This window comes from Erysipelothrix enhydrae (assembly GCF_035066605.1).
Classification (GTDB): domain Bacteria; phylum Bacillota_I; class Bacilli_A; order Erysipelotrichales; family Erysipelotrichaceae; genus Erysipelothrix; species Erysipelothrix amsterdamensis.
On sequence record NZ_CP125807.1, the window covers coordinates 1,602,827 to 1,626,185 of the forward strand.

Below are 23,359 nucleotides of genomic sequence, written 5' to 3' on the forward strand. Positions count from 1 at the left end.
CTATGAAAGCTAAACGAAGCATAAAAGTACGTAAACTCAATATGAAGGCAGTAGCTTCTATTATTGCCGCACTACTCGTCGTTGTAACAATCCTCGTTACTTTGATATTTAATCCTTTCTCAAAGTATCCGAAATATATGACACGTGTTTCAAACGAGTATAAAAAAATTGGTCATCATGAAGTCATCAAAGAAGCAACAGATGATCGTGTCATGGTTTTACACTACCCAACGCTTGATAATGAAAAAGTAAATACTTGGATTCAAGAATTTACCAATCAAAGTAAAGAGCGTTCTAAAGGATTATCAAACAAAAATGGTAAGAAAGCTGAATTATTTCAGGATTACTCGATTTATCAAGTCCATGATAAATATGTAACTGTAGATATTAAAACATCTTTGAATAGCGAAATTACAGATGAAATTTCCCGTACATATGATATCGAAAGCGGAGAATTTGTAAAAGCATCTGATTTATTTAACGAGCTTGGTCTCAAAAAATTAATCAGCGATGTAAGAGCGACACTTTCCAAACCGAAAGAAATGGAACGCCAAAGTTATCTCAAAGCGACTTCTTTGGATGAAGACACCGCACTTTCTTTATCTGAATCAAATGTTGTCTTTATTATAAAGGGATTTACTAATCCTGTCTCATTTGATTTATCTAAAATAACGGATTACTTCTCCCATACAATTGGTTCTTTCGAAAAAACAAATGGTGAAATTGCACCCGTATATCTTGATCGTGGTATTGATCCGAAAGAAAAAATGGTTGCCTTCACATTTGATGATGGACCGCATCACCGTAATACTCAGCTAATTATGGATGAAATGGATAAATATGATGGTCAAGCAACATTCTTTATGCTTGGGGAACGGGTAAACCAAAACCCATCAATCGTAAAAGAAATTGTGAGTCGCGGCCACCAAATTGCAAATCACTCGTTTACACATCCTGATTTTAATTCAATGGATATTCATGATGTTAATAAAGAGATAAAAAATACTGAGGAAGCACTATTTAAGGCATCTGGCTTAAAGGGTCCATTTATGGTTCGACCTCCTTATGGAAATGCAAATGCAGAAGTTCGCAAGGGAGCTCCCGTGACATTTGTCAACTGGTCCGTGGATAGTGAAGATTGGGTGTCTCGTGACCCTCAACAAATCTGTAATACGATTGATAAATATAAACATGATGGGGCAATTATATTACTCCATGATATTTACGAATCGAGCTATGAAGGATTTAAATGTGCTGCAAAGAAACTTCATGAACAAGGTTATAAATTTGTGACCGTTGAGGAATTACTTGAATCACGTAATGATGTCGTTAAAACCAACGCAATCTATTTCAACGCTGATCCAACTCAGTAATACAATAAAAGTTAGGCTTGTCCTAACTTTTATTTTGCTTTTTTTACGGAATAGAAGAATGATGTACCCACACCGAGTTCTGATTCCACCCAATATTTTGATCCACTTGCATCACATATCGCTTTAACGATTGATAATCCAAGTCCACTACTGGAACCACTTCGTTGATAGTTTTTATCAATTTTATAGTATCGATCCCAGATATGATCGATAATATCCGGACTGATTCCGATTCCATGATCTGTTACTGAAACAACAACGACATCACCCTCAACGTCTGCTTTAATTACAATTACATTATCGTCACCAACATACTTCGTAGCATTATTAATATAATTGTATAGAACCTGTCCCATTTTTATTTCATCAGCCAGCACCATTAAATTGGGGTCGCAGTGAATTTCAAATTGCGGATCCATCGCTAAGAATAAATGTGTCGTCATATGAATTTGCTGTAACATAAAATATTCAGTTTCTTTAATATCAAAAACATTGGCTTCATATTTAGATAGTGTCAACATATCATTTACTAAACGCTCCAAATGATTAACTTCATCTACAATAACATTAAGATGCTGTTCGCGCATTTCGGGATTATCTCCTGAGATATCCTGAATCATCTCTGCATAGGCCTTAATCATTGTTAGAGGGGTTTTGATATCATGTGAAACGTTAGCAACCAAGTCCCTACGTAATTCATCCGTTTTACGAAACTCTTGTGTAGCATAGTTCAAAGTACTCGCAAGTGTTTCAACTTCAGAATAATCATTTCCTTCAAAATCCACTGACAAATCCCCATCAGCTAACTTTTTAGCACTACTCGTAATTTTAGTAATTGGACTTGAAAGTCGCTTCGATAAAATAAAAGCAACAATTGTCGCAACACTAAAGACTACAAGTGCCAACAATCCAAATTGTCTTTTCAAAACAAATACCGTTGAATCTAAAAGTTTTATAGGAGAAATAACAAAAATATAATTGGGTTTACCATTAATAAGCGTACTTCTGCCATAAAAATACATTCCTTGTTCATGAATTCCATTATTAAAATTAATCGAAAAATCGCGTGTCGGAGCATTGTCAGCCATAATCATATATTCTTTCATTGTTGAATTTTTCAGATTGTTTAACTGGCAGGGAATATTGGGGTTCTCACCAATATAAGTACGAACCCCAAGATCATTATAGATACTAATACACATATTTTCCGTAGCTAGAATTTTCCCTGTTGCTTCCTCAACGATTGAAATATCCGATCGTTCTAATAATCGTTCAATCTCAGTAACCTTCATTTGAATTGTTTGAGATCGATTGCGTTCGTAATAAGGTCCTATAAACGAAATTTGTAACATCCATAAAAATAACAGCATAATCCCTGTTAGTAATAGGAAATAGAACCAAATACGAAATGCCATATTCTTAGTTGTTGATTTCAAACTTGTAACCTGTTCCACGAACCGTAACAATATAGTCACGATATGGACCTAAGTTTTGTCTTAACATTTTAATATGAGTATCGACGGTACGATAATCACCATAATAATTATAATTCCATACTTTATCTAATAGCACATCTCGTGATAACGCTTGATCTTTATGTTGAATCAGGAAGACCAACAAATCAAACTCTTTCGGTGTGACATTAATACGTTCACCATCAATGATTAAATTACGTCCGGTAATATCCACTTCAAGACCACCAAATGAATAAACACTGTGTTTCATCCCTTTGGCACGTTCACTCACAGCTTTAATACGAGCCATTAATTCTTTAGGTGAGAACGGTTTTGTGACATAGTCATCAATCCCCAATTCAAACCCTAGCAACTTATCGAACTCCTCTTGACGTGCAGATAACATAATTATCGGAACATCTTTGATTTTCTTTATTTCACGACATGCAGTAAAACCATCAAGATTTGGCATCATGATATCTAAAACCACAACATCATAGTCATTAGTTTTGACCATTTCAATTGCTTCAGCTCCATCGGACGCCTCATCACATAATAACCCCGTTGCCTTTGCATATTCCTTAGCAACTTCTCTAATTTTCTCTTCATCATCTACAATCAAAAATCTAACCATGTGAATTCACCTCTTTCATTTTATGATTCGTGAAACTCCGGTTTTGAATCAAATCGATACATATCCATTATGATCGAAGATCCTGGTTCACGCATCTGCCCCTTCACTAAGACAAGTGCTCCTATTTCTAGGTTCACTTTTATTTTATCATATACTGACGGAAATACCACTCCATCAATCAAACCTGTATCATCGCTTAACTGAATAAAGGCCATTTGGTCCCCTTTTTTCGTCCGATGCAGCTTAATTCGATCGACCATCGCGATGATTCTGAAATATTTATCACGAACTTTGACTTCAATCAATGAATCCGATTCATGCTTCTGTTTCAAACGCAAGGTTGGATGTTCACTGAAATAAAATCCTAAGACAACCAATTCATCATTTAAAACTTGTCTTCGATTTTCAGCTACCACTGTGAAAATCGGTTCACTGATTAAATCCATATTTAAAGATGACTGTCCATCTTTTTCAACACGAATGATATTCGCATACCGTAGTGCTTCTTCGAGTGACGCAATCATACTTAAACGATCTGAATTTAAATAATCAAAAGCTCCTGCTTGAATAAGCAATTCAAACTGGTTTTTCTTAATTCCCACAAGATTTAAACGGCTGATGGCATTATAGTAACTCAAATACGGACCATTTTCATGAACCTCACTTTGAATTTTAGCTCCGATACTTTTACTAATACCCTTAATTACCGTAAATGGCAAGCGAATTGCATACCCTTCAAGTGTATAACTGTTGCTGCTTTGTTCTAAATTAACAGGACGTAAGTCCACCTTTCGTCGACGACATTCATCAATGTATTGCCGTGTCTTAACCTCACTACCAATAACACTGGTTAAAAGATAGGTATAGAACAAGTGTGGATAATTAGCCTTTAAATATGATAATTGATAAGCAATTAGCCCATATGCAACTGAGTGAGATTTATTAAAACCATAGTTTGCGAATTTATAAATAAGTGAAAAGAGTTCTTCCGCAAAGATTTCATTATGGCCTTTATTAATACATCCTTGGATAAACTCCGTTTTTAATCCATCCAGTTCTTTAGCATTCTTTTTTCCCATTGCTTTCCGTAAAATATCTGCTCGAGCTAAACTGAATCCAGCCATAATCTGAGCAACTTGCATAATCTGTTCTTGATATATCAAAATACCATTTGTACTTTCCGTAATTCTCTTCAAATCATCATGAATGTATTTGACCTTTTCTGGGTGATCGCGATTCTCTAGATATAAAGGAATATTCTCCATCGGACCCGGTCTAAATAAGGCAACCGTATCAACGATATCACTAAACTTGTGAGGTTTAACTTTCTTCAACAATGCCTTCATTCCATCCGATTCAAGTTGGAAAACACCAACCGTCTCAGCCCGTGAAATCAAGTCATACGTTTTTTTTTCATCTAGTGGAATTGACATAATATCAAAAGATTCAGACTCATTAATTTGCCGGCTAATATTGTCAATAATCGTTAGATTTCTCAAACCTAAAAAATCGATTTTCACTAAACCAATGGACTCAAGATAACTCATCTCATATTGGACTGCTTTAGTTTCCGAATCCAACTGAATAACCGGAACAACAGTATCAAGAGGTTTTTTGCTTAAAACAATACCTGCCGCATGTGTTGAGGTATGTCGTGGCATCCCCTCTATCTTACATGCAAGCTCAAAGGTTTTATTTAAAAGATCCTCTGATTGAATCAGTGATTTAAATCGACTGTTTTTATTGTAATTGTCGTTTAAACTCAACGTTGGATCGATAAGCTTCGATACTTGGTCCACTTTACGGATTGGAACTTGTAGAACGCGCGCTGTATCACGAAAAGCCTGACGTGCTTTAAGCGTTCCGAATGTTACAATGTGCGCAACATAGTCATCTCCATATTTATTTCTTACATAATCAATTACAAATTGTCGTTTATCATCCGGAAAATCAATATCAATATCCGGCATAGAAACACGTTCTGGATTCAAAAAACGCTCAAACAATAGGTCGTATTCAATAGGATCAATTTCAACAATACCCAAGCAATATGCAACAAGAGAACCCGCAGAACTCCCACGACCAGGTCCTACATAAATCCCCTCCTTCTTAGCGTAACGAATAACGTCGTAAACGATTAAAAAATAATCAGTGAAGTTCATTTCATTGATTATTTTTAACTCATAATTCAATCGTTCACGATATTTTTCTGGAACAGAATTGTTTAACCTCCGTTTTAATCCAAAATGACTTAGTTGTTCTAAGAAAACTTTATTACTTACTTCTTGATGTGTCTCAAATTCCGGCAACTCAGTTGTGAGATTCATAATTGATACATTACACATCTCAGCAATTGTATCAGTTAATAATATCTCTGTTTCTGAATACCGCGACTTAAAATCATCATCATTAATAAAATTCCGATTTGGCGAGGACACGAGTGTTTTATCCTCTAAATATGTGCTTTTATCGATTGCTTGTAGCGCCCGAAACGCTTCCTCATCATTTTTGTTTTCATAATATACTTTAGGAAGTGCAACACATTCAATTTCTCGTAAAACAGCCATTTGTCGCAGCTGATCATTAACCGATGAAAAAAATCCAGATTCTTGATGTGATAAGCCTATATAAAAATATGAGAACATTTGTTTTAAACGTTCCATCGTATCTGCCACTTCATCGAGGTTTTTACTCAACATGCCTTTTTCAAATGGACCCTGTTCTGAATAGGCAATAAAGATTAATTCGGATTCAAAAGGCATTACATCCGCTTCCGAAATAGAAGCTTGTTTTGAAAGTAAGTAAGATAAATGGATTAAGCCCTGATATCCTTTATTAGTTCGTGCAAGCACTAATGAATCGTAATTGGATTCATTCTCAGAGATTGTAATTTCCATGCCATAAATAGGCTTAATATTATGTTTACGTGCTGCATTATAAAAATCCAATGCACCAAAAAGAACATGCCGATCTGTTAAGGCAATGCTCTTTGATTCATTATGTTTCGCTTTTTCGCAGATTAATTCAACAGGCATCATCCCCTGCAATAGAGAATAATGACTGCGGACCATTAAGTGTGTCGCCATTTTGCCACCTCTAATATTATTATACATGAAAAAACATCGCTATAATAGCGATGTTTCTGCCAATTCATTGATTAACGTCTCCATAGTTTCATGCGTTAAACCTTTAATGCCACAGGCTAAGCGATGTCCACCACCGTTATAACGTTGCGCAATTGTATTAATGGTATTGTTTTGAGATCTCAACGAAGCTTTAAAGGATCCGTCTTCAGTCTGGATAAACAATCCCCAAATTTTAAATTCACGAACTCCAGCCATTGATCCAGTAAACATTTTTGCATCTGATTCTGTGATTTCCATTTGGTCAAGTAACGCTTGATTAATAATCACATAGGCAAATGCATCTTTAACCTGGATATGGTTTTGAATTTCACGATTAATCTCAAAATTTCTACGTGTTCGTAAAAAAAGTGCATGATTAAGTTTTGTGATATTTGCCCCTTCGTCCATAAGCCATGCTGCTGCACGAAGTGTTTTGGATGAAGTCGTTTCAATTGAAAATTTTTGTGTATCCGTCAAAATACCTGACAGAAGCGTATTTGCAACGGATTCATTCATCTTCATTTGAAGTTCATGTAATAAATCTGCAACGATCTCACAAACACTTCCACGACTTGAATCAACAATCTGTAGATCGCCATAGGCATCCACTTCTGGATGATGGTCAATCTTAATAATTGTATCTGCCTCTTGATAACGTTGATCATCAATTCGCTCTTGATTTGCACTATCCAGTACAATTGCTAGAAATGATCCGAGGTCTTCTACACAATCCATGGGTTCATAAATCGTAAAATTATGAAGATCGCTTCCTAACATCAAAATTTCCTTTTCTGGATAATTTAACCTTAACCATTTTGCCAGCCCTACCTGAGACCCTAATGCATCTCCATCCGGTTGAACATGACGAAATAAGCAAATTTTATCAAAGGACTCAACATATTCTAGAAATTTAGTTTTGTTCATTGTGAATACGGTAGGCATCAGTCGCAATGACTAATTCTTCATTTGTTGGACAAACCCAAATATCCATTGATGAAGCATCAGTACTTAATTTAACTTCTTTACCACGTGTTTTGTTGTTTAATTCACGATCGTAATCAAGTTTTAGACCTGGTTGCAATACATCTAAAATTGCTTCACGAGTCCCTGTATCGTTTTCACCAAGTCCTGCTGTAAAGACAAGTCCATCAACATGACCTAATTGAAGTGCATAAGCACCAACATATTCTAATACACGTTGTGCATACATCTTGCGTGTTAAAATTGCACGTTCATTACCTTCGTCGATGCCGTTTTCGATATCGCGTGCATCACTTGAGATTCCACTAATTCCTGCCATACCTGATTTTTTATTGAAGATATCAAGAACTTCTTCTGCAGTAATATCAAGTTTACGCATTAAGTAAGTAACGATTGCAGGATCTAAATCCCCGGTACGTGTACCCATCATTAATCCAGCTAATGGTGTAAATCCCATCGATGTATTAACACATTTTCCACCTTTAACAGCAGAAATTGATGCGCCATTTCCTAAGTGAAGTGTAATCAAGTTAACATCTTCAACTTTTTTACCCATTAATTCAGCCGTACGTTGTGCTACATATTCATGTGAAATACCGTGTGCACCATAACGACGAACAGCTAAATCACTGTAGTACTCGTATGGTAATGCATACATATACACTTCTTCAGGCATTGTTTGATGGAAAGCAGTGTCAAATGCAAAGATATGTGTCGCATTTGGCAATGCTTCTTTAAATGCACGATATCCAATCAAGTTTGCTGGGTTATGTAATGGCGCTAAATCTGCAAGTTCTTCAACTTGAGCTACTGACACTTCATCACATAATGCACTTCCTTGGAAAAATTCACCACCATGAACAACACGGTGACCTGCAACTACAATTTCTGATAAATCAGAAACAATACTTTTTTCCACAAGACCTTTTAACACCAGATCGACCGCTACGTGATGATCGGGAATATCTAATGTATCTGTATCTTTTTGATCGTTATATTTAAATGTGATAATTCCATCATTTAAACCAATACGTTCAACAATACCACTTGTAAGCACTTCTGCTTCTGGCATTTCTAATAATTGAAATTTCAATGAACTACTTCCGGCATTTACCGCTAAAACTTTACTCATAATTTCCTCCTCTATTGAAATCATCTAAGATTTTATTGACTTCCCCATCCCCAAGGGCATAAAGTTTATCAAATAATTTTTGATAGGATGTCGCAACTCCCAACTTTTGCTCATACTCTTCGAGTAATCGGGTTGTTCGATTTAAGTTATCATAAACAGCCGAACGACTAATATTAAGGATATCCGCAATTTCTTGATATGACAAGTCATCTTGGTAATAATATTGAAAAACTTGTATTTGTTTTTCTGTTAACAAACTTTCATAGTAATCAAATAATCGATTTAACTCGACTGCTTTCTCAACGCTCATGATTATCATTAACAAGATGATACAGATAGCTTTCAATATCGAAAGCTCTAAGATCCCCCACTGTTTCTCCTAAACCAATATGGCTTACCTTGAGATCCAATTCATCTTTAATACTCAACAGCACCCCGCCTTTGGGCGAACCATCGAGTTTTGTAACAATTAAAGAATTAACCGGAGTCACCTCGGTAAAGGTTTTCGCTTGAGATAATCCGTTTTGACCTGTATTGCCATCAATAACAAGATAAGTGTGATCGATACTTCCAACCTCACGCTCTAAAACACGCTTCATTTTTTCAAGTTCTTTCATGAGATTAACTTTGTTTTGTAAACGACCTGCACTATCACAAATCATAACGTCAAAATCATGTTCCTTAGCATATCGTGCGGCATCCACATAAACAGATGCGGGATCCTGATTATCTTTACCACCAACAAAGTCCACACCAATCTCATCGGCCCAAACTTTGAGTTGATTACTTCCGGCAGCTCTAAATGTGTCACCACCTACCAACAAAACTTTATAGCCTTCTTGTTGGTAGTTGTAAGCTAATTTAGCGCATGTCGTCGTTTTCCCAGAACCATTCACACCTACGACCAAAATTGCATTAAGTCGTCCCGGTTCAATGGCATAAGGCTCTAAATTATCACCATACTGTCTTAAAATCACTTCAACAAGAGTCTCTAATGCTTCTTCTTCACTCATTGAAGTCTTAACACTTTTTCTAAATGTTTTTATAATTTTTTGAGCACTTTTCAACGATACATCACTTTGAATCAAAACCGCTAATAGATGATCATACCAAGCATCATCAAACTTTGGTTTCCCAGTGAACATTTGTTTTAATTTATTACCAAAAGATGCTTTAGTAGAATCTAAACCCGTTGAGTAAAGTGCCTGTTCTTTTTGATCTTTTTTATTCGATTTTTTAAACATATCAAAAAATCCCATTATGCTTCCTCCTTTAATTCAATTGCTTCATCCAATCGTACGCGTAGCATCGATGAAACACCCCGTGTAGGCATTGTAACGCCATACAAGACATCACATTGCGCCATCGTTCCGGATCTATGTGTAATCACCAAGAACTGCGTATCATCACTGAAGTCCTTTATATAGTTTGCTAGGCGCTCTACGTTAGCTTGATCCAACGCAGCTTCAACCTCATCAAAAATACAAAGTGGAACATGACGGGCTTTTAAAATTGCAAACAGTACTGAAATTGCAATTAAACTCTTCTCACCACCCGAAAACAAACGAATATTTTGAACGGATTTCCCTGGTGGTTGTACATCAATATCAATACCTGTATTTAACAGATCATTTTCATCTTCTAATACAAGTTTAGCCTTACCGCCACCAAATAACGCTCCAAAAACCGGTCCCAATTCCGCGTTAATCTTATCAAACATTTCTTTGAACTGTTTGACCATTATTTGATCCATCTCTTCAATGACACCGAGAAGTTTATCCCGTGAAGAAATCAAATCATCGAGTTGTTTTGTTAAGAAATCGTGACGCTCAAACGCCTCTTGGTATTCTTCCGGAGCTTCAAGGTTTACATTTCCTAACGCAGCAATTTCACCACGCAACTTAAGAACCTCGTCGCGACTGTTTGCTGCTGATTCATCATAAATATTTTCAAGAGCATACTCAAAGGTCATTTGATACTCGCTGGACAAACGCTCAAGATTTGATTCAAGCCGTGTCGCATGTTTCGTATCACTTAAATTAACCTGATGTTTTTCTTGTGTTAGTTTATTCGGATCGCTGCGGTATTGACGAATCAATACTTCCTTACGTTGCACCTCATTACCGAGGGCTAAACGACGTTCTCGAATTAATGCAAGATTAGAACTTAATTCATCGCGTTCCATATAAGCACGATTCAATTTTCCAATAACTTCATCTACAACATCTTCCGTCATAAACTCGTCGTTTGGATTTATTTCCTCATACTCTTGTTGCAAACGTTCATATTTAGAGCGTTTAACATCTAGTAAAGGTTCTAATTGAGCTAATGCAATGCGACGTTGCATTAAAACATCATTCGTCTCTTTTAAAGTCGTTTGTAACATGCGTACTTCATTTTCCGAAAATACGATACGATCTTTTAATTTTGTAATTTCTTCTTCTAACGATTCCTTGTCGCGTTTAAGCGTTAGCATTGATTGCTGATTATTTTTTGTTTTACCACCAGACATTGTTCCACCGCGGTGCATTACATCACCATCAAGTGTAACAATTTTGTAAGAATGATGGAGTTGCTTAGCAAGACGGTTTGCATCTTCAATTGTAGATACAACAAGAACATTCCCAAGCAAGCTTTCTTTTAAAATATCAAACACATCATCATTTGATACAAAATCTGAAGCAACGCCCATAAATCCTGATGCATGTTCACAAACAGTTAGAGCATCTTCAGAAACAGAACGTGACTTACATGAAGTTAAAGGAATAAAGGTTGCTCTTCCCGACATATTTTTCTTTAGAAAATTAATGGCGTTTACGGCAGCTTTATCGTTTTCTGTAACGATATGAACCATCGATCCCGCTAAAGCGGTTGTTATCGCTAATTCTAAACCGGACTCAGGCGTAAAAACATTTCCAACTGCATCAAGAACTCCAAAAAGAGACGCTTTGTTGTTCATAACCGCTTGAACCCCTGCTTGAGATTCGAAAGGTCGCTCTAAACGATGCACAACAAGTTCTAAGCGGTTTTTTAATTGGTTTAATGATGACATTAAAGCATTGAGTGATTGTTGTTTATCTGCGAGTTCTCTATTCTTTTCGTAAGTGGATTCTGTTAAAAGTTCAACTTCCGCATTCAGTTTTTTTTGACGTTCTTTTCGTTCGTCAAATTCCAACTTGGCATCATTCATCGCCGCAAACAATTCTTGAGCTTTAGCTTGTTTGTCACCAACTTCTAAGGTGTACTTACGACGCTCATCAATTTCAACTTTACGTGTTTCCAAAATACCGATTTCACGGACAAATTGCATCACCTTCTCTTGTCCTTTAACAATATCTTGATCCATTTTAAATATTTCTTGACGTTTTTCTTGAAGCTCATGGTCATAAACACCAATATTTGTTTCTAAAGAAGCAATCTCTGACTCCAAACGATAGGTATCGTTTTTATTCGAATCAATAAGTTCTTCTAGTTCTTTAATTTCACGACAAATTACAGAAACCTCAATTGACTCAAGCAATGCTTTTTTTTCTTTGTATTGTTCCGCTTTTTTCGCAGCACGCTTTAAAGAACCCACTTGACGTGTTATTTCATCCACAATATCTTGCATTCGATCAACATTTTCTTTTGTACGTTCAAGTTTATTGATGGATTCAATCTTGCGTTTTTTGTATTTGGAAACCCCTGCTGCCTCTTCGAAAATAACACGACGTTCAATTGGCTTTGCCTCCGCAAAATAACTGATTGTCCCTTGTGAAATAATCGATAATGAGTCTCTACCTAATCCCGTGTCCATAACTAAATCATGGACATCGCGTAATCGGCACGGAACTTTATTAATGAGATATTCCGATTCTCGTGTATCTCGATAAAGTCTACGCGTTATTTCTAATTCTTCATAGTCACTATTGAGTGGTCGTGCTTCGTTATTGAAGACGAGTGTAACCTCCGCAAGGTTAACCTTCCGGCGCGTTTCAGACCCATTAAAAATAACATCAGTCATACTCGAGCCACGCATTGATTTTACGGACTGTTCTCCTAAAACCCAACGTATCGCATCACTAATGTTACTTTTCCCACATCCATTTGGACCTACAATACCAGTAACGGCATCATCGAAGTTAATTATAACTTTATCCGCAAATGATTTAAAACCTTGCATTTCTATCTTTTTGAGGAACATAGAAACCCCCATTCTTATATGGTCTTATTATACCGTAATATCTTGAAACATGAAAGATGTATCCAACAATTTGATTTTCTGTCTACAAAGTGCTATTCTTTTATTGGCTACGTTAGGAGGAAATATGCGAAAACGAATTATTCTAATTGCGTTTACTGCAGTTGCACTCGTGTCTTTATTTGTCGTTTTACACGATCAATTTAAACCCAAAACAAGTGCTCTAACGCTGCGTGCCGGTATGCCTGAGAGCGAAACGGTTATTAAACTTAATGAAATCCAGACTTTTTTAAATGATAATCCAGGACAACACGTATTTTTACTTAAAGATGGTGATTCTGATTCTGACTATGTTGAAGATGCCTTACTAGCACCTTTAACAACAGAACAAGAAGTACGTCCCACACCGGAAATCATTTCAATTGATATGTCTGAAGCTCAAAACATATCTGTAACACGCTTAAAACAATTATTGGGTGTTGAAAAATATCCAGCATTTGTCGTAATTGAAGTTAAAAAGGATAAGGTAGATGTGAAATCTACGCTTGTATTTAAACAAGACAATCCCTTTACGAGCGACGATCCGAAAACATGGTTTTTTGATAACGGTCTCTGGACTGGTCCTTATGGGATTGAAAACAAAAAATCATAAAACAAATACGATTTAAATCGAAAAAGAAAACGTACAAGACTAACTTGTACGTTTTTTTATAGATTTAAAATAAATTCCTGACATAAAGTTGCACTAACTTTACTTGCTAAAGGTAAGTATTGTTCGAAATCAATGTCATTTTCTGGGTCATGCGTAACATCAGATAATCCTCTTAAGACAAGAAATGGTGTTTGACTACGGTGACACACATGAGCAATCGCCGTCGCTTCCATTTCAACACAGATAGCTTCTGAAAAATGTTCTTGAATATTTAAGAATGCCTGTGATGACTTTGTTACAAATTGATCCCCCGAAACGATAAGACCGACATGGTAACGCTTTTCCATACTTTCAAGAGTTTTCTTAGCTGTTTGGAAAAGATTTGCATCTGTCTCAAAAATAAATCGTTTATCTGTTTGAGTACCCGGTCCAATATCAAGATCGTGGTATTGAAGGTGTGTCGCAACAACCATATCACCATGCTTTTGGTCAGGTCTTAGCCCCCCAGCACTCCCAATGTTTAATACCATTTGTGGCTTAAATGCTCCGATTAGGCAAGAAGCTGTATAGGCTGCGTTAACTTTACCGACACCACTTTGCGCTACGATCACTTCTTGATTCGAAAGTATACCAGTATATACATCTACTCCCGATACATTACTTGACTCAACTGCTGACATCAATGATGTTAATGCAGATACTTCTTCTTGCATAGCACCTATAATTAAAATCATATGCACTCCTTTGTGATGACAAACATCACTTTTTCACCTTCAGAACTGATACCTGCTTGGTTAAAATCAGTATAAGTACATACTGAATAACCGTGTTTCTCATACGCAGAAATAAGAATTTCTGGACTAAACACCCACTGATATACACTGTCAAATGTTCCATCGAGAAAATTAATGACATGGACTAAGTGAGAACCATCAACTTCAATTTGATATGCGTAATCAAAGGAATCCGTTGATCCTTCTTCATAATAATCATCCGCAAATTCGTTCAAACGATGAGGATGGTGACAATCTAAGATAATGTGTGATGAAAGCTTGACGCTTTGATCTACAAATTTTAATAAATCTTCCTCAGTAAGAATGTAATTGAGACTATCACCAACACATACTAAAGTGTCATAAGTTTTTTCATCTGTGTAGGTTAAGAAATCACCTTGAACCATTTTCGTCGTTAATTCAGGATATTTTTCATAACCAAGTGCAAGCATTGAATCATCGAGATCAACACCTTTAACATCATACTGTTCATTAAGTTCCTTCAGTAAATCACCTGTTCCACATGCCAATTCAAGTAATGACTCTCCTACCGCATGCTTTGTGATAAATTCTTTATATAACTGAGTTCCTTCTTTTGAAGCAAAAAGACTATCGTAATACGTTTTCATCGATATAGTCCTGATAAAGTTTTTCTAAATTGTAATGACCACGTTCCTCAGTTAAAAATAAGTGGACGACTACATCATAAGCATCAATAAGAATCCATGTTGATCCGTGTTGACGCTCAATACTGCGGATTTTATATCCTTCTTTTTCAATTGCAACTTCCACAAACTCAGCAATCGCATTAATTTGACGTACACTGGGTGCATCCGCAATTACAAAATAATCACAAAGTGGATTTTCTCGTTTAAAATCTACTGTTACAATGTCATTTGCCTTTTTCTCATCTATTGTTTTCACAATCACATCTAATAAATTATTCATTATGTCTCCTTAAATAGGCATCTTGTGCCTTTTTTACTTCTTTAAACCCATCAACCAAGTTTTGTTTTGATAATGTTATTAAGGGCTCACTGTCGTAGCCTCTACCCCGTTCGCACTTATCAGCAATATATAAAATCATTCCAATTTTATTTGTTGATGCGCCATTAACATGTCCTCGAATTGCATTTAAAACCTGCTTATCTCGAACATAGTATTTCTTTGAAAGTTCCGAAGCCGCTGCAAATCCATGATAAAATGCCGGATGTAATCCAACTTGACTGGGATAATTTGATTTCATGGTATTAAGTAAATTTTCTTTTGAATCTTCCTTACATAAATCATGAATCATGCAAGCAAGTGTAACCCGGTCTTTATCAATATTATGAGCATCAGCTAATTCTAAAGCAACTTCTTTAACTCTCAAGACATGTTCATAACGCTTTTGAGAAACACGATTTCTTAATATTTCGTCCAGATACAGACTGTGTTTGGTCATGTATTGAAGAACTCGTGATGAAGTCTTAGTAATTAATCCCTTACGGATGTCGGTCGAACTTATCGGTAAAACGGGGCCTGCAACAATCGGAAATTGTGTTTCAATATTAAAATCACGTGCATACATGATGAATTGTACTCTTTGATTTAATTCGTCAATATCTTTCCATTTGTCTAGATTAGGCAATTGATCAGAACCAATTAACCATTCAAATTCGCAATCCCTGTTCAGAGCTTTCAGTATTCGAACTGTATCGATCGAATAGGAAGGTAAAGGTAATTTGGATTCAAGATCGATGGCTTTCATCTTGTGATAAGGTTCGATCATCAATTGAACCATATTAAATCGATGATGAAAGGAAGAACTACCTTCTTTAAAAGGATTTTGCGCACTTACAACAAACCATAGTTCATCCGCTTTACGTTGTTTTAGGGCATTCTTTGCCATCATTAGATGACCATCATGAATGGGGTCAAAACTCCCCCCAAACAAGATTATTTTTCTCAAACTTTAATACGTCCGTTTTTACTGTAACGATAGAGAACCGCAACACGCCCTATTTTACTTACTAAATCACAACTAAAACGGTCTTCAAACGCTTCAACTGCTTCTAGAATGGTAACATCTGAATTCTTTTGGATACTTACTTTCACAAGATTATGAGCTAACATGGATGTTTCGAATGTTTCATATACAGTCTCTGTTAATCCGTTTTTCCCAATAAATACAGTTGTTTTCTCCTCATGAGAAATTCGTTTTAATTCTTTTTTTTGATCTTTACTTAACATTAAATGATCGCCTTTCTGATTACGACTTCAGCTTCTTTATCGAAACTTGTCTCTAATTCTTTTAATTCACCTTGAATACTAATAAATCCAACATCGAAAATCTCGATATCAATATGCTTATCGGTCACAGGCCACTTTTTCTTACGATAGGAAGGATTTTGAATCATAAATTCATGTTCTAATCCAAAATTTGCTTCAAGTCGTTCCGGTTTAATACGTTTTAATTCAAACGGAAGATAAGAGACAACATGAACGTGTGATTTAGGACTTACTGTGATGGCACCTAAATTACCAATCATAATTGTTTGCTTTTCATACAATTGATATACTGCCGGTTTGAGCGTTTTTTGAGGCGCTAACATCACGAGGTTCTCATCGGTAAACTTCGTTAAAAGGTTTGTTTCATTGCTTAATCCCGGTGTATCATAAACATCATAATTTTCCGTCTCAATATGCAATACATCTGCAGTTGTGGAAGCTACTGGAGATACCGATAAATCATTTTTACCCATCAGTGCATTAAGCAATGACGACTTTCCTGCGTTGACACATCCAACAAATGCACACGGAGCGTCCTCTAAGTAAGGATTTAACGATTCAAGTGTATTCTTTTTCAAAGCAGAAACGTAGACTATATCCATCAACGAAACATCTTCATCTTTTAATGATCGCATAATTGCATTTGTAAGTTTGTTATTTGAAACAGACTTTGGTAGAAGGTCACGCTTATTTACAACAAGCACAACACTTTTATTTCTTAATGCACGAAGTAATCCTGTGTGCATACTTTGATTCAGATGCATGATATCTAAAACCCACAAGATATGGCCTTCAAAACGCTCAATAAACTCAAGCGTTGTTCCATCATTCACATCTGCTTTAACCCGTTTAAAATCACGATAATGCTTTAAACGAAAACACGACTGACAATAATCATTTTCAATTGCCTTCGCATAGCCACGTCCCATTGTATCTTCAGTTTGTAATACTGAACCACAACCAACGCATTTTTTATTTTCCATATATATTTACCCTTTCAAAAATGGTATCTACTCTTCTTAAAAAGTAGTTTAAATCAAAACACTGTTCTAATTGTTCTTGAGTCATCAATGTTAATACGTTACCGTTTTCAATAAGCACGTCTAAGAAAGATGTATGCGTATTGTAAGCCTCCATTGCAAGGGGCTGGATTAAGTCATACGCTTCTTCACGACTTAGACCTGCTTTATCAATCAATGTAGTCATTACACGTTGCGCAAAAATAACACCGTGTGTCAAGTTGATATTATCCATCATTTTGTCTTCATAAACAACTAAATTCGCAACAATTCGTGTAAATCGATGCAACATATAGTCTAATAAGGTAATTGCATCCGGAAAAATAATTCGTTCTGCACTCGAATGGGATATATCACGCTCATGCCATAACGAAACATTTTCAAACGAAGTTAGCATATAACCACGGATTACACGTGCACATCCCGCCATATTTTCACTGCTTATTGGATTTCGCTTATGTGGCATTGCCGAAGAACCTTTTTGACCTTTATTGAAGAATTCTTCAACCTCTCCAACTTCAGTACGTTGAAGATGACGAATCTCCGTTGCAATTTTCTCAATACTTGTTGCAATCATTGCAAGCGTTGACATATAAAAGGCATGACGATCTCTTTGCAACACTTGTGTTGAAATATTTGTTGATGTAATCCCTAATTGAGAACAAACATAATCTTGAACAAATGGATCCGTATTAGCAAAATTACCAACAGCCCCACTGATTTTACCCGCCTCTAAATCGCTGCGAGCAGCTTGAAAACGTCCAAGATTTCGATTCATTTCATCATACCAAAGCGCAAACTTTAGTCCAAAGCTCGTTATATCGGCATGAATTCCATGTGTTCGCCCAATACAAGGGGTGTCCTTATATCGTATCGCTTGTTGTCTTAAAACTTCAATAAAATCCAAAAGTCCCTGCTCTAAGATATCATTTGCTTGCTTATAAATATATCCATAGGCTGTATCTACAACATCCGTACTCGTCAAACCGTAATGAATCCATCGTTTCTCATCACCCAGTGTTTCACTTACCGCTCTTGTAAACGCGACAACATCATGGCGAGTTTCAGCTTCAATTTCATAAATACGATTGATATCAAAGGAAGCATTTTCTTGCAATGCTTTCAGATCGTTATCTGGAACTACCCCCAGTTGATTGAATGCCTCTGCTGCATGAATCTCGACTTTGAGCCACGCTTCAAAACGAAACTGATCGTTAAAAATTGTTTTCATTACATCTCTTGAATACCGATTAATCATAAAACCTCCTAATTGAAATAATAAAGTCTGGAAGTATACAACCGCCAGACTTGGTTTTGTAAGGTCGAACGTAATAACTCTACCCTACAATTATACATAATTATAAATCAAGTTTCAAAGGTTCAGTAACGCTTTTATCTTCTACTTTAGGAATTGCAACTTTCACAACATGAACAAGAGGTCTCAATATTGAGAAATCTTTTTCGGAAGTTACCGTTGAGAAGGTAGCATCTGCAGACATAATTGGAACATCTTTAATTGGAATAATAGAAGTATGATCATTATAAATTAAGATATGATCTTGAATATTTCCTACAAAGATTTCTCCCAAATAGTGCGGGTTACTCTTAACCATCTTCACAATAGAGGTTCCTTGTGTTGCACGATTGTTTATCGCTATATCGTGTGCTTTAATCCGCTTCATTTGGAATCGATCCGACACAAAGACAACTTCAGATTCATCCGATAAGCCCATTGTTGATACAACACGATCATTAAGTTTCAGTTTCATCCCGATAACGCCTTTAGCACGAAGTCCTATGGGATTAATCTCAGAGAGATCAAGACGCATACATTGACCTTCTTTACTTACAAGAAGTAAATTTTCATCATTTGTAGTAATAACCGCACCAACTAATTCATCATGCTTACCTAACTTCATAACATCGTAAAGTCGATTGGTACGTTTTACTTCAAGTTCGGAAATTGCCGTTTTCTTTATCATACCGGATGCAGTAGATGTCACAATAAAACGATACGTATCAAATGATTTTAACGTAAAGACACTAATGATTTTTTCATTAGGATCGCATTTCATGTATTGATTAATATGTGACCCCGTATCGCGCCAACGTGCTTCGTCAATCTCATGAACTAAAATCATTCCATATCGCCCTTTTGAAGTCACAAAAACGAGATAATCCGTTGTTTCAACTTCTGAACTGAATACAGGCATATCTTCATCCATAAGTGCGATCGCATCTTTTTGACTTGAACCATATGATCGTAAGGAAACTTTTTTAAGGTATCCATCACGCGATACAGTAACCATGACAGCTTCATTAGTAATAAGACTGAGATGATCCACTTCCAATTCTGAAATCTCTGCTTCTATTGCAGATCTTCGCGGTGTATCAAACGCTTCTTTTATTTCCATAAACTCTTTAACAATCATATTATTCAACATATCGATATTATGAATAACAAGATCGAGATATTCAAGCTCATTGGCAAGCTTAGCGAACTCATCACGAAGCGCATTAATATCTGTTGAAGATAAACGATATAACTGTAAATCAACAATCGCAGTCGCTTGTGCTTCTGTAAATCCAAACTCAGCCATGATATTATTGCGAGACTCTGATCGGTTATTTGAACTACGAATAACCGCAATAATTTCATCGAGGATTGAAGTCGCTTTCATCAGTCCTTCAAGAATATGTAATCGTTTTTCTTTTTGTTCGTAGCGATATTTACTACGATTTAAGACAACTTCTTGTCTAAATTTCAAATATGCATCAAGCACTTCTAAAAGACCACAAACCTTAGGACGTTGATCTACAATCGCAACCATATTCGCATTGTAATAAACTTGCAATTCAGTGTATTTATAGAAGAGATTAAGAATGCTTTCGACATTCGCATCCCGTTTGCAGTCAATAACAATTCGTAGACCCGTACGGTCCGATTCATCTCGAACATCCATAACATCGCCAAAACCTTCACTGGCTTTCGTAAAACGTAATTCATCAATTTTACGCACTACATTCGACTTAATCACCTCATAAGGCAACTCTGTAATGACAATTTGTTTCATGCTTTTATTTTCAACAATCTCTGCTTTAGCACGAACTACAATACGTCCCTTACCCTTGCGAATGATATCTTCAATTCCTTCTTGTCCTTGAATAATTGCACCCGTTGGAAAATCAGGACCTTGAACCATCGTCATAATCTCTTCAACACTACAATTTGGATTATTTAAACGATAGATGGACGCATCCATAATTTCATTGAGATTAAACGGAGGAATGTTTGTTGCATATCCTGCGGCAATCCCTGTAGAACCGTTTACCAAAAGGTTCGGATAACGAGCCGGTAAAACAGAAGGTTCTGTCGTCATATCATCAAAGTTTAATACAAATGGAACTACTTCTTCATCAATGTTTTCTAAAAGTTTTTGTGATAATTTTGAAATACGTGCTTCCGTATAACGCATAGCAGCAGCAGGATCATCATCAATACTCCCATTATTCCCTTGCATGTCAATGAGCGGCATATTCATCTTCCAAGATTGTGACATACGGACCATTGCCTCATAAACAGAACTATCTCCGTGCGGATGATAATTACCAATTACAAGACCAACTGTTTTGGCAGATTTACGATATGGTTTATCATAAAAGTTTTTATCATGAAACATCGCATACAAAATACGACGTTGAACTGGTTTTAATCCATCACGTACATCGGGGAGTGCACGTTCCTGAATTATATATTTTGAATACCTACCAAATCGTTCACCAACAATGTCTTCGATAGGTAACTTAATCAATGAATCATGCGACATGTGGATCCTCCTCTAACGTAAACGCGACATTTTGTTCAATCCATTCACGACGAACATCAACTTTATCTCCCATAAGTACTGAGACACGCTTATCTGCAACTAAAAAGTCATCAATTTGAACTTGAATTAACGAACGTGTTTCTGGATCCATTGTAGTTTCCCAAAGTTGATCCGCATTCATTTCACCAAGTCCTTTGTAACGTTGCAATTCAATTTTACCGTATTGTTTTCGGTATGTTTCCAATTCATCTTCTGTATAAGCATAATGAACGTTCTTTCCGGATTTGACACGATAAAGTGGCGGTTGAGCAATGTAAACATATCCAGCTTCAACTAGCGGACGCATATGTCTGAAGAAAAAGGTTAACAATAACACTTGAATGTGGGCACCATCTGTATCCGCATCGGTCATAATAATGATTTTGTTATAGTTACAGTCTTTTAATTCAAAATCTTTTCCCACACCTGCCCCTACACAATGAATGATGGTATTAAGTTCTTCATTTTTAAGAATATCTTCAAATTTTGCTTTTTGAGTATTTAGTACTTTCCCTCGTAAAGGTAAAATAGCTTGGAATTTACTATCACGGCCTTGCTTTGCACTACCACCCGCAGAATCCCCTTCCACTAAATACAATTCATTTTTATTTTTATTTCTGGTTTGCGCATTTGCAAGTTTTCCTGATAAAATGCGCTCAATTTTATTTCGCTTTCCATTTCGTGCTTGTTCTCGTGCCTTTCGAGCAGCTAAACGAGCATGGGAGGCTTTTTGTATTTTCGTAATAATCTTTGTAGCTTCTTCATGATGAACATCTAAGTAGTAAGGTAATTGCTCTGAAATAACTGCATCAACAACACCTTTCGCAACGGGTGTTCCCAGTTTACCTTTAGTTTGTCCTTCGAATTGAAGTAAATTTTCCGGAATACTTACAGAAAGAATGACTGAAAGCCCCTCGCGAACATCATTCCCTTCAAAATTCTTTTCTTTCTCTTTAAGAAGGTTATGTTTACGTGCCCATTCATTAATAACTTTTGTAAATCCTGAACGGAAACCCGCAACATGGGTACCTCCGTCATGAGTGCGAACAAGGTTTACATATGAGTAAGTATCTTCATTGTATCCTTCATTATATTGCAACGCAATCTGAACCGAAATACCCTGATCAGAACCATTTAATAGGATGACGTCGTTTAGAACTTCTTGATCCTCATGAATGTATTCCATAAACGCTTCCAGACCTTTTTCGTAGCGATACTCGCGCGTTACATTAACACGCTCATCAGTAACGATAAATTGAATTCCTTGCAGTAAAAAAGCACTTTCTTGAACGCGTTCACAAATAGTATCAAAACTAAATTTTGAATTTTTAAAAATCGTTGGATCTGCTTTAAAACGAACACGGCTTCCTATTGGACCACGATCACTTGTTTTTTTAAGTGGTTCAATTTCTTTACCACCATTTCTAAAAGTCATATTATAAGTTCCGTCTTTACGGAAGACACTCACATTAACCTCTTCGCTTAACGCGTTCACAACAGATGCACCAACACCGTGAAGACCTCCACTTGTTTTATACCCACCTGCTTCAGAAAATTTTCCACCGGCATGAAGCACAGTAAAAATGACCTGTAATGCACTGACTCCACTCGTGTGTGTCTCAATCGGCATTCCTCGACCCTCATCTCGAATCGATACAGTCATATCATCTTCTATATTTAAACGAATTGTCGTCCCATAACCATTAAGGGCCTCGTCAATCGCATTATCCATAATTTCCCATACTAAATGATGCAAACCACGTGAATCGGTAGATCCAATGTACATCCCAGGGCGTTTTCTTACAGCTTCAAGACCTTCTAGAATTTCAATACTTGATGCTGAATAATTTTGTGTACTCAAGCTCTCCAACTCCTCTCAAGGTGTATTATATCATGACC

The 23,359-nt window shown here is 36.4% G+C and carries 19 protein-coding genes; 2 read left to right on the forward strand and 17 right to left on the reverse strand.

The window, feature by feature from the left end; translation table 11 throughout:
* Positions 1-2: 2 nt before the first annotated feature.
* Positions 3-1,373, forward strand: a complete 1,371-nt coding sequence (locus tag LLS04_RS07820) for a polysaccharide deacetylase family protein (RefSeq protein WP_323611145.1) — start codon at positions 3-5, stop codon at positions 1,371-1,373.
* A 29-nt stretch (positions 1,374-1,402) separates the two neighbouring features.
* Here LLS04_RS07820 and LLS04_RS07825 read toward each other — a convergent pair whose 3' ends face one another.
* Genes LLS04_RS07825 through LLS04_RS07860 form a run of 8 tightly spaced genes read right to left on the reverse strand, consistent with a single transcriptional unit; the run spans position 1,403 to position 12,882 of the window.
* Positions 1,403-2,809, reverse strand: a complete 1,407-nt coding sequence (locus LLS04_RS07825) for a sensor histidine kinase (protein WP_323611146.1) — start codon at positions 2,807-2,809, stop codon at positions 1,403-1,405.
* A complete protein-coding gene (locus LLS04_RS07830; RefSeq protein ID WP_254006523.1) occupies positions 2,793-3,461 on the reverse strand; it encodes a response regulator transcription factor in 669 nt (222 codons plus the stop codon). The genes LLS04_RS07825 and LLS04_RS07830 overlap by 17 nt, the downstream gene beginning before the upstream one ends.
* A 20-nt stretch (positions 3,462-3,481) precedes the next feature.
* Positions 3,482-6,547: a DNA polymerase III subunit alpha gene (locus tag LLS04_RS07835; protein ID WP_323611147.1), complete on the reverse strand. Its 3,066-nt coding sequence runs from the start codon at positions 6,545-6,547 to the stop codon at positions 3,482-3,484.
* 39 nt (positions 6,548-6,586) lie between these two features.
* Complete coding sequence (locus LLS04_RS07840; RefSeq protein WP_323611149.1) at positions 6,587-7,510, reverse strand: DHH family phosphoesterase; 924 nt, start codon at positions 7,508-7,510, stop codon at positions 6,587-6,589.
* Entirely contained in the window at positions 7,497-8,699 is a 1,203-nt protein-coding gene (locus LLS04_RS07845; RefSeq protein WP_323611151.1) for an acetate/propionate family kinase, read from the reverse strand. The genes LLS04_RS07840 and LLS04_RS07845 overlap by 14 nt, the downstream gene beginning before the upstream one ends.
* Positions 8,692-9,009, reverse strand: coding sequence for a YlxM family DNA-binding protein (gene ylxM, locus LLS04_RS07850; RefSeq protein ID WP_013853002.1), 318 nt, complete (start codon positions 9,007-9,009; stop codon positions 8,692-8,694). The genes LLS04_RS07845 and ylxM overlap by 8 nt, the downstream gene beginning before the upstream one ends.
* Positions 8,999-9,958 (reverse strand): signal recognition particle-docking protein FtsY, encoded by a 960-nt coding sequence (ftsY, locus tag LLS04_RS07855; RefSeq protein ID WP_323611155.1) that lies wholly within the window; start codon positions 9,956-9,958, stop codon positions 8,999-9,001. Before ftsY ends, ylxM begins: the two co-directional genes overlap by 11 nt.
* Positions 9,958-12,882, reverse strand: a complete 2,925-nt coding sequence (locus tag LLS04_RS07860; protein WP_323611157.1) for an AAA family ATPase — start codon at positions 12,880-12,882, stop codon at positions 9,958-9,960. Before LLS04_RS07860 ends, ftsY begins: the two co-directional genes overlap by 1 nt.
* A gap of 124 nt (positions 12,883-13,006) precedes the next feature.
* On the opposite strand from LLS04_RS07860, the gene LLS04_RS07865 reads away from it, so the two are divergent.
* On the forward strand, positions 13,007-13,531 hold the full coding sequence (locus tag LLS04_RS07865) for a hypothetical protein (protein ID WP_323611158.1): 525 nt from the start codon (positions 13,007-13,009) through the stop codon (positions 13,529-13,531).
* A 56-nt stretch (positions 13,532-13,587) separates the two neighbouring features.
* Here the strand turns inward: LLS04_RS07865 and LLS04_RS07870 are convergent, their stop codons facing one another.
* The 9 genes from LLS04_RS07870 to parE form a co-directional block, all read right to left on the reverse strand.
* Positions 13,588-14,265, reverse strand: a complete 678-nt coding sequence (locus tag LLS04_RS07870) for a 5'-methylthioadenosine/adenosylhomocysteine nucleosidase (RefSeq protein WP_323611159.1) — start codon at positions 14,263-14,265, stop codon at positions 13,588-13,590.
* Complete coding sequence (locus LLS04_RS07875) at positions 14,262-14,933, reverse strand: class I SAM-dependent methyltransferase (RefSeq protein WP_323611160.1); 672 nt, start codon at positions 14,931-14,933, stop codon at positions 14,262-14,264. Before LLS04_RS07875 ends, LLS04_RS07870 begins: the two co-directional genes overlap by 4 nt.
* A complete protein-coding gene (rsfS, locus tag LLS04_RS07880; protein ID WP_013853005.1) occupies positions 14,914-15,252 on the reverse strand; it encodes a ribosome silencing factor in 339 nt (112 codons plus the stop codon). Before rsfS ends, LLS04_RS07875 begins: the two co-directional genes overlap by 20 nt.
* Positions 15,245-16,198, reverse strand: a complete 954-nt coding sequence (gene yqeK, locus LLS04_RS07885; RefSeq protein ID WP_323611161.1) for a bis(5'-nucleosyl)-tetraphosphatase (symmetrical) YqeK — start codon at positions 16,196-16,198, stop codon at positions 15,245-15,247. Before yqeK ends, rsfS begins: the two co-directional genes overlap by 8 nt.
* 53 nt (positions 16,199-16,251) lie before the next feature.
* A complete protein-coding gene (locus LLS04_RS07890) occupies positions 16,252-16,536 on the reverse strand; it encodes a YhbY family RNA-binding protein (RefSeq protein WP_323611162.1) in 285 nt (94 codons plus the stop codon).
* Complete coding sequence (locus LLS04_RS07895) at positions 16,536-17,558, reverse strand: GTPase (RefSeq protein WP_323611163.1); 1,023 nt, start codon at positions 17,556-17,558, stop codon at positions 16,536-16,538. Before LLS04_RS07895 ends, LLS04_RS07890 begins: the two co-directional genes overlap by 1 nt.
* Positions 17,548-18,852 (reverse strand): adenylosuccinate lyase, encoded by a 1,305-nt coding sequence (purB, locus tag LLS04_RS07900; protein WP_323611164.1) that lies wholly within the window; start codon positions 18,850-18,852, stop codon positions 17,548-17,550. The genes LLS04_RS07895 and purB overlap by 11 nt, the downstream gene beginning before the upstream one ends.
* 100 nt (positions 18,853-18,952) lie before the next feature.
* A complete protein-coding gene (parC, locus tag LLS04_RS07905) occupies positions 18,953-21,421 on the reverse strand; it encodes a DNA topoisomerase IV subunit A (RefSeq protein ID WP_323611165.1) in 2,469 nt (822 codons plus the stop codon).
* A complete protein-coding gene (parE, locus tag LLS04_RS07910; protein ID WP_323611166.1) occupies positions 21,411-23,321 on the reverse strand; it encodes a DNA topoisomerase IV subunit B in 1,911 nt (636 codons plus the stop codon). Before parE ends, parC begins: the two co-directional genes overlap by 11 nt.
* Positions 23,322-23,359 lie beyond the last annotated feature (38 nt).

Excerpts from the sequence above, each read along its gene's own strand:
- LLS04_RS07820 (WP_323611145.1), top strand. The coding sequence starts at position 3 with ATGAAAGCTAAACGAAGCATAAAAGTACGTAAACTCAATATGAAGGCA.
- LLS04_RS07875 (WP_323611160.1), bottom strand. The coding sequence starts at position 14,933 with ATGAAAACGTATTACGATAGTCTTTTTGCTTCAAAAGAAGGAACTCAG.
- LLS04_RS07865 (WP_323611158.1), top strand. The coding sequence starts at position 13,007 with ATGCGAAAACGAATTATTCTAATTGCGTTTACTGCAGTTGCACTCGTG.
- LLS04_RS07860 (WP_323611157.1), bottom strand. The coding sequence starts at position 12,882 with ATGTTCCTCAAAAAGATAGAAATGCAAGGTTTTAAATCATTTGCGGAT.
- yqeK (WP_323611161.1), bottom strand. The coding sequence starts at position 16,198 with ATGATGGCAAAGAATGCCCTAAAACAACGTAAAGCGGATGAACTATGG.
- LLS04_RS07835 (WP_323611147.1), bottom strand. The coding sequence starts at position 6,547 with ATGGCGACACACTTAATGGTCCGCAGTCATTATTCTCTATTGCAGGGG.
- ylxM (WP_013853002.1), bottom strand. The coding sequence starts at position 9,009 with ATGAGCGTTGAGAAAGCAGTCGAGTTAAATCGATTATTTGATTACTAT.
- rsfS (WP_013853005.1), bottom strand. The coding sequence starts at position 15,252 with ATGAATAATTTATTAGATGTGATTGTGAAAACAATAGATGAGAAAAAG.
- LLS04_RS07870 (WP_323611159.1), bottom strand. The coding sequence starts at position 14,265 with ATGATTTTAATTATAGGTGCTATGCAAGAAGAAGTATCTGCATTAACA.
- parC (WP_323611165.1), bottom strand. The coding sequence starts at position 21,421 with ATGTCGCATGATTCATTGATTAAGTTACCTATCGAAGACATTGTTGGT.
- LLS04_RS07840 (WP_323611149.1), bottom strand. The coding sequence starts at position 7,510 with ATGAACAAAACTAAATTTCTAGAATATGTTGAGTCCTTTGATAAAATT.
- purB (WP_323611164.1), bottom strand. The coding sequence starts at position 18,852 with ATGATTAATCGGTATTCAAGAGATGTAATGAAAACAATTTTTAACGAT.
- LLS04_RS07830 (WP_254006523.1), bottom strand. The coding sequence starts at position 3,461 with ATGGTTAGATTTTTGATTGTAGATGATGAAGAGAAAATTAGAGAAGTT.
- LLS04_RS07890 (WP_323611162.1), bottom strand. The coding sequence starts at position 16,536 with ATGTTAAGTAAAGATCAAAAAAAAGAATTAAAACGAATTTCTCATGAG.
- ftsY (WP_323611155.1), bottom strand. The coding sequence starts at position 9,958 with ATGGGATTTTTTGATATGTTTAAAAAATCGAATAAAAAAGATCAAAAA.
- LLS04_RS07895 (WP_323611163.1), bottom strand. The coding sequence starts at position 17,558 with ATGGAAAATAAAAAATGCGTTGGTTGTGGTTCAGTATTACAAACTGAA.
- LLS04_RS07845 (WP_323611151.1), bottom strand. The coding sequence starts at position 8,699 with ATGAGTAAAGTTTTAGCGGTAAATGCCGGAAGTAGTTCATTGAAATTT.